Raw genomic sequence first — 8484 nt, 5'->3', positions numbered from 1 at the left:
GAGTGTCAGAAGTACCTCGACGAGGGCAAGCACCGGCGCCTCTACACGTTCAGCGAGGCGGACTATCAGGAGGCGGCTGGCGTGTGGTCGAATGACGAGGTGGCGCTGCCTGGCGATCCGCCGGGTAACCTAGAGGTAGTCGACGGCTATCCGGAGGGCGGCAAGATCCCGGAACTCGACGGCAACTATGGTGCGTTCGCACCGGACTACGCCCCGGAGGAGATCTTCGAGATCGCCAGCAAGCTCTACAAGAAAGGCCGTTGATCGGATCCTGTGTGACGAGTGACCAAGTCCCCGTGACTGGCCTTGTGCGACGTTGAGGTTAGGGGGTGCCCCGCGGGTGTGGATCCGCGGGGCAGTTATAAAATCACTCGCCGCTTGGGGCCGCACGGCTGCCGGTGGCACAGTGCGCCCCATGCCAATCCGACCGGAGCACCGCTTCTTCTAACCCCATCGACTGGGCACAGCTCTCGGCCGTCATCCGGTTCGGCCGGGCGAGAGGCTGCTGCGAAGGCTGCGGGCGGCCGCATGGGCGCATGGTCTTTCACCTCGGCGACGGCCGCTGGTGGGACATGGATGCCGGCCGGTGGCGCGATGGCTGGGGGCACCGGATCCGGGTCACATCGGGGGCCGATATCCTCGGACAAGCCCGCCGGACCCAGGTGGTGTTGGCCGCAGTCCATCGAGACCACAACACCGCGAACAACGCCGACGCCAACCTCGCGGCGTTCTGCCAGCGGTGCCACATAATCCACGACCGGCCGGAGCATCAGCGCAGGCGCTGGCGCACGCTTTTCGGCGGAAGGCGCTGGGCGACCTGTTCGGTGGGCCATACGCCTGAGGATCTGCTGGCGAAGATAGTTCGATCGTCAGCTCGCCTGATTGAGATCCAGGTCGCGGATTAGGTCGCCGATCGGGTCACCTTCAGCAGCCTTCCCTTGAGGGGCCGGCGGCATAAGCTTGCCCGACAATGTCGGCGACGACCGCACTCCTGACGGCAGAGGCACCGTCAGGTGATGCGACAGCAGTGCCCTACTGTTGGCCATTACCAACGCGGGTTCGCTGCCGTGTAGCTTCCCAGGTGGGTCGGTCCATGCAGTCGACGTTGATGGCGCATCGATAGCCACAGTGACGACCCGCGCTCTTCGATCAGAACGCTCGTAATTGCCCGGGTGCAGCACATGAGCGGCGACAAGCAGGCCGGCAGCTGCGATCGCCGTCGTGGCCAGGGGGGACCGATAGTGTTCCATCTCGGCAGAACGTACTGCCAAGCTCGTCGGTCCGCTGTATCGCGCGGAATAGCTAATCGCAGCTTTACAGTCGCATCGGCCTGAGGCGGTCGGATCCAGTTGCGATCTGGTCTCCGGTAGCCGGAGCCTCCGGCGAATACGACCCGGGCCGGCTCTACCGCCAGGGCCTTGTAACCCCAGACCATCAGCACGCCGCAGACCTCGATCCGCAGCGTCCCGTGCTCGGGGTGGACCGCGAACAACTCGGCCGCCGTCAAGCCGGGGACGCTTCTGCAACTATTTAGCCGACGCCTCCGTTCTTCGGGGGCGTGGTCAAAACCGGCGGCGCGACTGTCGGAGCTGTCTGTGGCACGTACTTCTCACTTGATCCTCGCAGTCGGCCTCATGGCAGGCGCGCTCAACCCAGCCGATGCGGCGACGAGAAAAGTGCGTGTGCCGAACCTGTACGACGGTTCTTGGACCATCATCGCCACCACGGCAGAAGGACCCTGCTCAGCCAGCACCAGCTACCAGGTCCAGATCAAAGACAGCGATGCTTCGATCCCTGGAGAGGTGGACATCGATGGCGGTGTTTCGGCCAGCGGCGCCGTGCAGGCCACGATCACCCAAGGCTCGAACAAGGTGCCGATCTCCGGGAGCCTCGACCCAAAGGGCAGTGGCAGCGGCACATGGCGCACCTCAGGCGGGTTGGTTGCTTGCAGCGGAAGCTGGAGTGCGAAGCGGGCAAGCTGAAGTGCCCCGCCGCCCGATCTGATCACGGGCTGGCGGGTATGATCGTACCAAGCTACGCAGCCTTCCGCTCAAGAAACGCATGAACGAGGTTGGGCAGGTTGCTGCCGAGCCAGTCGCCCATTTCCTGCTCCTCCTTCATCGACTGTTCGAGCGTCGACTTGTCGTCGCCGGCTCCGGCCGCGTCGGCAAGCGTCAGCAACACCTTGTAGGAACTGATCTCGTAGGCCTTGTAGCCGATCGCCGCGAGGACGTTCTTGATCACCTCGTCCTCGGCACCCTTGTGTATGAACCCGGCGACGGTCGCTACGGCGCCGGTCACAGCCTGTTTGACGACCGACTTGCTCGTCCCGTGCTTTTCGAGGAGATCGTCGAGACGTGCAGCCTGTGTGACTGAACGTTCGTGATCGGCCTTCATCTTCGCGTATAGATCGGGGTAGGGTTCCATCCGCGGCATCTCGTTCTGGATGGTCCCGACCGCCTGCATCTCGACGGCATGCTGGTTGCGTAAGCCATTCAGATAGACGTCCATCGCCCGCTTTACATCGTTCATGCGTGAGTCCTTATCTAAGCAGCTCAGTGTGATTGGTGCAGGCTCAGCAATTGTCGGCGCCAGGCTTCACGGGTTGACCTTCGGGGGCCTTCTTCGAACCGTCATCCTTCATGGCAGCGCCGGTATTGTTCATCGCGCCGACCGTGCCCGGGGACTCGGCCTTAGCACCAGGGCTAACCTTGGCCGTCGAACCGCCATCGACATTCGAACTGGTGTCGTTCCCGGTAGCCGCATTCGTTGTCGTGCCGACATTGCACGGCGCAGCGACAGCAAGGCTCACTGACAGCGTGAGCATTGCGGTTGCGGTTACGATATTCAGGATCTTGGACATGCTTCCTCCAGGTTCTTAAGCCTGAAGGGAAGGGGATCCGTGGTTCGTTGTTCCGACTGACCCCGTGTGGCATCTGCTCGCGCCTAGTGATGCAGTCTCACCAGTTCCATCACCCAGACCGTCTCATCCCCCAGCCAATCTAATCACGAGTTGGCGGGGCTCGATGCCGTTCCTCGCGGCCGGGGCGAGTACGCGACGCGGCCCAAGACGCAGGATGGGGGCGGAAGGTTAGTTGAGCCTCGACAGCGGCACACGGTCGGGTCCCTGATCGGGATACCAGTCCGTCTGACCCGAGATTGGACGGACCACCACTCCCTAATGTTCCAGTTCCGTTCTATGTCCCCGCAGGACGAGGCGGAGCGGCAGAATGGCGAGGCGAGGGGTCTTCGTGCGGGCCGAGGAGGTCGCGTTTCTTGAGGAGGCCCGGCGCTGGCGGCAGCACTGTATCCTCGTCTTGACGCGGGCCAAGCCGCAGGGGCCGCTCTACAACGCGACCTCAAAGGTGATTGAGGCGATCGATGATGTCGCCGAGGCCGTGACAGGTGATCGGCGGACCTTCTACCAGCGGGACGCGAGGATGCCCGGCCCAGCTCTGCCGCCCGTGAAGTGGCGCACCGTCGAGTAGCAGGCCGAGATGCCCACCGAGGCCTTCGTGGCAGCTTGGCGAACCATCACCGGCGAGCCGCCGGCCATCCTGCTGAGCTTGCGCGCCGCCATGATCGCGCTGTTGGTCTCCAGCATGCCGGTTGCGCCCCTTCAGCCAACGGTCCCGGCCTGGAACGGTGACGGTGTTGGGGCCGCCACAGCCCGGTAACCGGCCTCGGCCATCCTGCCTGCGAGCCGAGTTGTGTATCGGCTCGGCTCATCGCTGGTGAGATCAGACGCCCCCCCCGCCCTACGTGCAGAACGGGGTGGGGTTAGAGCAGCTGTGGAACGGTGTGCCGCGGCTGGACGATTGAGCCAGCGCCTCCGCGACGCAACCCAGTCTTAGCAGCTCAGCTTCCGGCCTTCTGCCATACCGACCTTCCGGTAATGTTCGAGCCCGGACTTGATTGCTCGGCCTATGACCGCCCGGCGCACGTCCGGATTGCAGCGCAGATACTCTTCCTCGTTGAAGGCGTAGTCGCCACGCCCGCCGCGCGAGCCTCGGTCATTGTCCCGATCGTAATCGCGGCGATCACGGTCGCCGTAGCCTCGGTCGCCATACCCGCGATCACCGTAGCCCCTGTCGCGAGAGCCATAGTCGCCGCGGTCATAGCCATAGTCCCGTCCGCCGTAGGACTGCGCGAAGGCTGGAGCCACGCCACTGAGTAGCGCCAGGCCGAGGACGGTCGCCGAGATCACCTTCATATCGCGTTCCTTGCTGTTGAGCGTTGGGAACGCCCTGGGACTGTCGTAGTTCGATCCGACCCCACGAGCGCCGCACCGCGAGGGTGATAGCTACAGAGCGGCCGGATCAGCGAGAAGCCGGCACCAGATCGTTGCTGCGGTTTGAATGGAACGTGCACGCGTGCCAGGCAAACTCGGACCTGTCCTGGTTCGCCTTGCCGTAGCATCGGCCAATCTGATTGAGCCTCGAAGTCAGCCTGGCTCGGCGATCACACTCGGCCGCACCGGAACCGCCCGGCAGGCCGCGGCATGCCTCGTCTGCCTCGGTGTAGGCTTTGATCAGCTGCTTGGCCGTCGGCTCGATCGCCTGCGCCCCACCGGCAGTGACGACGAGAGCGAGGGCGGCGAGGGCTGTGCGCATGGGTGCAAGGTAGCCACGACGTGCAGGTTATCGAGATCGCTGTCTGTGCTCTCGAACGCACCCGCATCAAACGCGGAACGAAGCCGGACTTGCGGATAGGAAGGTCGCTGGCGGGCGTTTTCGTTCACAGCCGGTTCCGCAGGAATATCGGCTAAACGGCCGCTAGAAGCCCGTAGGATCGATTCTAGGCGGGTTTGCAGCTAGACTCGCAGCCTCGACCGTACCAATCCTTGTTGTTGAGGTTTTCGGACCTCAAAGACGACGAAAGCCGGGCTGCGACCCCCGGCCTTCGTCACAACCGCAATAGTACTTGCGGCTGGCGCTTATCAGCACGTGCATACTACGCGTGGGCGGCCGGTTGTCAAGTTCTCTGGGACCCTCCTCACTAGGGACCCGCTATGTTGAAACCTGACCGTTCGCCCTGCCACCGTCTCACGTTTGAGGAGGCGGTCGCGGTGCATCAGCGGCTTATGGCTGGCGAGATATACAGCCGGATCGCCGCTACCTACGACGTCAACCAGGGACGCATCGCCGACGTAAAGTTCGGCCGCCTGCACCCCACCCGCTACGATGAGGCGGTTCGCCGCTTCGGTCGCTGAGGAGGTGCCAGCCATGGCCACGCGTACTCCGCCCAAACAGACGTCGTCACATGTCTCCACGATTGCGTCGAACATCCTGTCGGGCCAAAACCCCAATCCGACAAAGGCCCAGATCAAGGCGGTAGCTAGCTCGGCTCGCGGCCAGGATCAGACTAAGGGGCAGAAGCCCAGGTAGCTGGATGTTCCCTGCAATGAATGCGGCGAGGCGCCCATGTATGTGCCTCGCCGCTCTCCTCGATGAAGATGACGCCGACGGCGTAATGCTTCTCAGACGGATGGCAACGAGAGACGACCGAAACAGGGGTGGGTTTCAAACCGAGACGCTACCAGATTTTGAGTTAGCACCGATGCGCAAAGCTTCCTCGTCTGCGATAGCTCTATCAATCGCTTCGATCTCGGCTTGTACGTTCTGGATACTCTCCTGCTCATCGACCAGCCTGCGGCGGTCCATCACCATTTCCTCGCGCAGCTTTCGTAAGGCCTCAACGGGACTCAGCATAGATTGCTCCTAACAAGACGCGCCGCTTTGACTCTTCGCCGTTTTGTTCGATGAAGATGCCAGCGGCTTTGCGGGTAAATCGTTCAGAAGAACGCAACTAGTGCGACGCCGGCTACCATCAGGAAGCCTCCAAGGATCCGCCAGACGCTTGCGGGATGGCGCTCGAAGCCAACCCAGCCGTAGTTGTCCAGTAGGATCGAGGTCACCACGCCGGCGGTCACCAGAAGGCCGAGGAACGGAGCGGCTCCGATCTGACGCGCCACGATGAATTGCGCCAGGATGATGCATCCGCCGAGGATGCCGCCGAGCCACGCCCACCAAGGCATTGCCAGAGCCTGGGCAGCTGTGGGCCAAGCCAACTTGCCGGACAGCAGGCCGACCACGAGGATGCAGGAGGCGGTACCGGTGACGACGACCAAACCTGCCGTCAGTGACTCGTCCAAACCCTTCGACAAGGCTCCATTTTGCCCTGCTTGAACTGCGTTGGCGACGCCAGCCAGCAGCACGAAGCCGTAGAGGTACCACATGGCTGAGATCTCATTCCGTAAGACCTCTAACTAGGGCTGGCGAGGCTGCGACTTCCCACAATCGTCGGCGGCATGTCGTCCTAGAGCGATGATAGGTCCGACTTCGCGCGCCTCTTCCATGGGGGAGCCACTGGTGGGCCGGCAGGACTCGAACCTGCAACCAGACCGTCATGAGCGGTCGGCTCTAACCATTGAGCTACAGGCCCCTGCGCACGCATAGCCTTCTCAGTCTTCTGAGTTCAATCGGCATCGTCGCCGCCGTGATCTGCTGTTATTCTCACTGTCATGCTGTGAGAGGCGCGCCCTCGACCCTTCCAAGCCGAGATCGAGGGCGCACCGTGCCGGCGATGAACAGCAGGCTGATGGGTACAGCAACGGGGATGCCAGTTTCTGCGCCTTCGGTCGATTGCCTCAGCTCAGATCAGAGATCGGGCACAGTCGCATCGAGCCACTTCGCAGCCTCCAGCAGCGTCGGGAACGCGTGCTTTGGACGCTCGAACGGCGCCGGATAGGGCGGACTGTCGTCCAAGGTCTCGGCCATCCAATCGCCCTCGTGTCCATCCTTGGACACGTCTCTCACGAGGCTGCCGACGACCTTGCCGTCAAGGACGAGATCGAAGCTGCCTGGGGCGAGGCGTTGAAGGGTATAAGTCATCGGGCTTCCAGAGCGGACGCCGCGCCACGCGACATCACCTCCGCAACGCCGGGTGAGGAAGTCAGTTCGCGCCCTCAGGATCCTCGCGGTGCGGCACGTAGCTCTCGCCTATGCGTCCATCTTGCCGATGCGGCCAACCGCCTACCAAGCGTGCAGCAGGTGGCCCCAAGCCAACACGATGATGACGAGGGTTACGATGGAAACGGCGATCTTCTGCGCGGATCCGGATAAAAGGTAGGGACTGCGCTTCTTAGCTCGCGGCTTGAGGGCTACGACCTTCGGGTCCGACAGGTGCTGGGTCAGGCTGTCGGGGAGCTTGCGCTTCGTGCGCCTCACTTCAGATAGCCCTTCGCCTTCAGGTGCTCGGTGAGGAGCTTCTCGACCAGCGAGGTGAGCGAGCGCTGATCCTCCTTTGCGGCGGACTCAGCTGCCTCCTTCAAGGCCGGATCTAAGCGCAGATTGACCTGAGCCGTCTTTTTTCGCTGCTGCATGTGTAGACAGTGTCTTAACGCCGCCCGTGTATAGACAATATACAGACACTGGCTTGCAGCAGCAAGCGGCCCGCCGAGGTGTTGGAGCACCGCGACGAGCCTGACCATCTCCGTCGCAGGGAGACGCAAATGGCTACCCACGCCCATAGCACACGCACGCCCTTATCACCCGCCGGGGCCGGCCCGACACCGGGCCCCTCTATCGTCGCCTCCGGCGGACCCGTCATGCGGGCCGCTCTGGCGATGCGGTCCGCTGGCCTGCGCGAGCGCCTTGAAGCTCGGACGGGCCGCAAGCCAGCTGAACCGCACATCCCGCTCCGTGATCGCCTGATCGCCGCCCACGCTGCCGCCATGGCCGTGCGACCGGTCTTCGAGCAGGAGCATCCCGACAGCATCGCCTACAAGGCAGCACTCACTGTCGATAACGGCATGTGGACCCTGATCAACGATGTGCTGGCCCTGCCGGCTCCCAAGACTGCGGCCGGCCTCGCCGTGGTCGGCCTCGCACTGGCCTTCCAGGTTGAGGGCGCGCTGTCCGGCAAACCCTGGGAGAACGAGGAGAAGATCGCCGCCGCTGCGCGTGCGATCCTGTCCGTGACCGGCACGGTGCTTCCGACCTGCTTCACCGGTTTTGGCGATGAGGTGACGGCGTGAGCACCCCCGCCAATCGCCGCGGCTTCCTGCGCGGCCTGACCACGCTTCCGCTGATCGGCGGCAGCGTGGCTCTCATCGGGGCACCAGCCGCCGTCGCCGAGCCTGTCACACCGCGGCTGCTCCGCGAGTATCATGACTGGCTCATGTTCGAGCGCAGCTGCCTGATCCGGGAGATCGAGGGTGGCATGCGCACCCCGCACGGCCCCGATGGCATCTACGGCAGCGCGCTCCGATGGCACCGCGACCGCGGCGAGCTTCACCTGGATAGCGAGTGTGAGCCCATGGGCGACGGCGTGTCGTTCCCATCCACCCGCGCCGCCCTCGTGCTCAGCGCGGTTGGCTGCGACTGGCGGGAGGGCTCGGCATGGCTGTGAACCCGTCCACCCGCCGCGCCGCGCTCGGCGCCATCCTCACGGCTCCGCTGGCATCCGCGTCGGCCCGCGCCG

The 8484-nt window shown here is 63.7% G+C and carries 14 protein-coding genes, 1 tRNA gene and 2 pseudogenes; 8 read left to right on the top strand and 9 right to left on the bottom strand.

What is annotated here, in order from left to right; translation table 11 throughout:
- The 3 genes and pseudogenes from MKK75_RS14665 to MKK75_RS14655 form a co-directional block, all read left to right on the top strand.
- Positions 1-264 (top strand): annotated as a pseudogene (locus MKK75_RS14665) (manganese catalase family protein); the annotation flags it as partial.
- 151 nt (positions 265-415) lie between these two features.
- Positions 416-841 (top strand): annotated as a pseudogene (locus MKK75_RS14660) (hypothetical protein).
- Between the two features lie 793 nt (positions 842-1634).
- Complete coding sequence (locus MKK75_RS14655; RefSeq protein ID WP_244043288.1) at positions 1635-1982, top strand: heme utilization protein; 348 nt, start codon at positions 1635-1637, stop codon at positions 1980-1982.
- A 52-nt stretch (positions 1983-2034) separates the two neighbouring features.
- Here the strand turns inward: MKK75_RS14655 and MKK75_RS14650 are convergent, their stop codons facing one another.
- Together MKK75_RS14650 and MKK75_RS14645 are read right to left on the bottom strand one after the other, a co-directional pair.
- Complete coding sequence (locus MKK75_RS14650) at positions 2035-2532, bottom strand: DUF892 family protein (protein ID WP_244043287.1); 498 nt, start codon at positions 2530-2532, stop codon at positions 2035-2037.
- A 43-nt stretch (positions 2533-2575) separates the two neighbouring features.
- Positions 2576-2863 (bottom strand): hypothetical protein, encoded by a 288-nt coding sequence (locus MKK75_RS14645; RefSeq protein ID WP_244043286.1) that lies wholly within the window; start codon positions 2861-2863, stop codon positions 2576-2578.
- A 367-nt stretch (positions 2864-3230) separates the two neighbouring features.
- Between MKK75_RS14645 and MKK75_RS14640 the strand changes: the two genes are divergently transcribed.
- Together MKK75_RS14640 and MKK75_RS14635 are read left to right on the top strand one after the other, a co-directional pair.
- Positions 3231-3488: a hypothetical protein gene (locus MKK75_RS14640; RefSeq protein WP_244043285.1), complete on the top strand. Its 258-nt coding sequence runs from the start codon at positions 3231-3233 to the stop codon at positions 3486-3488.
- 9 nt (positions 3489-3497) lie between these two features.
- Positions 3498-3677, top strand: coding sequence for a hypothetical protein (locus MKK75_RS14635; RefSeq protein WP_244043284.1), 180 nt, complete (start codon positions 3498-3500; stop codon positions 3675-3677).
- Between the two features lie 173 nt (positions 3678-3850).
- Here the strand turns inward: MKK75_RS14635 and MKK75_RS14630 are convergent, their stop codons facing one another.
- Together MKK75_RS14630 and MKK75_RS14625 are read right to left on the bottom strand one after the other, a co-directional pair.
- Positions 3851-4213, bottom strand: coding sequence for a hypothetical protein (locus tag MKK75_RS14630; protein ID WP_244043283.1), 363 nt, complete (start codon positions 4211-4213; stop codon positions 3851-3853).
- A 106-nt stretch (positions 4214-4319) separates the two neighbouring features.
- Positions 4320-4613 (bottom strand): hypothetical protein, encoded by a 294-nt coding sequence (locus MKK75_RS14625; RefSeq protein WP_244043282.1) that lies wholly within the window; start codon positions 4611-4613, stop codon positions 4320-4322.
- Positions 4614-5068: 455 nt separating this feature from the next.
- On the opposite strand from MKK75_RS14625, the gene MKK75_RS14620 reads away from it, so the two are divergent.
- Positions 5069-5212, top strand: a complete 144-nt coding sequence (locus tag MKK75_RS14620; RefSeq protein ID WP_244043281.1) for a hypothetical protein — start codon at positions 5069-5071, stop codon at positions 5210-5212.
- A gap of 310 nt (positions 5213-5522) precedes the next feature.
- On the opposite strand, the gene MKK75_RS14615 is transcribed toward MKK75_RS14620, so the two are convergent.
- From MKK75_RS14615 to MKK75_RS14595, 5 genes are all read right to left on the bottom strand, one after another.
- Positions 5523-5711, bottom strand: coding sequence for a hypothetical protein (locus tag MKK75_RS14615; RefSeq protein WP_244043280.1), 189 nt, complete (start codon positions 5709-5711; stop codon positions 5523-5525).
- Between the two features lie 83 nt (positions 5712-5794).
- Positions 5795-6238: a DMT family transporter gene (locus MKK75_RS14610; RefSeq protein ID WP_244043279.1), complete on the bottom strand. Its 444-nt coding sequence runs from the start codon at positions 6236-6238 to the stop codon at positions 5795-5797.
- Positions 6239-6369: 131 nt separating this feature from the next.
- Positions 6370-6445: transfer RNA gene (locus MKK75_RS14605), tRNA-Ile, on the bottom strand.
- Between the two features lie 214 nt (positions 6446-6659).
- Entirely contained in the window at positions 6660-6893 is a 234-nt protein-coding gene (locus tag MKK75_RS14600) for a hypothetical protein (protein WP_244043278.1), read from the bottom strand.
- Positions 6894-7034: 141 nt separating this feature from the next.
- Positions 7035-7229: a hypothetical protein gene (locus tag MKK75_RS14595; protein WP_244043277.1), complete on the bottom strand. Its 195-nt coding sequence runs from the start codon at positions 7227-7229 to the stop codon at positions 7035-7037.
- A 380-nt stretch (positions 7230-7609) separates the two neighbouring features.
- Between MKK75_RS14595 and MKK75_RS14590 the strand changes: the two genes are divergently transcribed.
- Both MKK75_RS14590 and MKK75_RS14585 read left to right on the top strand, forming a co-directional pair.
- Positions 7610-8038: a hypothetical protein gene (locus tag MKK75_RS14590; protein WP_244043276.1), complete on the top strand. Its 429-nt coding sequence runs from the start codon at positions 7610-7612 to the stop codon at positions 8036-8038.
- Entirely contained in the window at positions 8035-8412 is a 378-nt protein-coding gene (locus MKK75_RS14585) for a hypothetical protein (protein ID WP_244043275.1), read from the top strand. The genes MKK75_RS14590 and MKK75_RS14585 overlap by 4 nt, the downstream gene beginning before the upstream one ends.
- Positions 8413-8484: the final 72 nt, after the last annotated feature.

Source organism: Methylobacterium sp. J-030 (assembly GCF_022829545.1).
GTDB lineage: Bacteria > Pseudomonadota > Alphaproteobacteria > Rhizobiales > Beijerinckiaceae > Methylobacterium.
The sequence above is the reverse complement of the archived record's forward strand: the minus strand, read 5'-3'. Positions and strand labels throughout refer to the sequence as shown.